Origin of the sequence: Tumidithrix helvetica PCC 7403 (assembly GCF_965232925.1) — a bacterium.
Lineage (GTDB): Bacteria > Cyanobacteriota > Cyanobacteriia > Pseudanabaenales > Pseudanabaenaceae > Tumidithrix > Tumidithrix helvetica.
In genome coordinates, this window is the sequence record NZ_CBDDRA010000074.1 from 1 (window position 1) to 602 (window position 602).

Sequence of the window (602 nt, forward strand, 5' to 3'; positions counted from 1 at the left end):
AACTAAACCACTATGCACTGGAAGTGCATAGGTTTGCCTGGGACTGAAAGTCCCCTTATTCCAGCATACAGTTGTCATTATCCATATTTGATGGATTGCGATGATGTTCCAAGTACTCTGAGACCATTTCATCTGTTATGTTGCCTGTACTCCATGCCCCATATCCTATTGCCCAGAAATGCTTTCCCCAGTATCGCTTCTGTAATTCTGGGTATTCTTGTTGCAGTAATCTTGAGGTTCTACCTTTGAGCCGTCTCACAATGTCACTGATTGCCTTTGATGGCGGATACTCTATATGCATATGTACATGATCCTTGCTCACTGCCCCTTTGAGGATTTTAATATCTTCGGCATCACATATCTGAATAATTAGTTCTCTGCACCGTTTTTGAATTTCTCCTTTCAGTACTTGGTATCGATACTTTGTCACCCATACAATATGTACTGTTAGCCTTGTAATTGTGTGGCTACCACGTCTAGGTTCTACCATTGGCGTTTTTCCCAAGCCTACCCCTTTTTAGACTTGTGTAGCAACTAAAGTCTCGCACTGAAAGTGCGTAGTTTCGACTAGCGTTTTGGGACAATGAATNGAAGAGCTAGCG

General features: G+C 42.4%; 1 protein-coding gene. It reads right to left on the reverse strand.

Annotated elements, in window-relative coordinates:
- Window positions 1-55 precede the first annotated feature (55 nt).
- Window positions 56-490 (reverse strand): IS200/IS605 family transposase, encoded by a 435-nt coding sequence (gene tnpA / locus ACP2WE_RS26020; protein ID WP_425218424.1) that lies wholly within the window; start codon window positions 488-490, stop codon window positions 56-58.
- Window positions 491-602 lie beyond the last annotated feature (112 nt).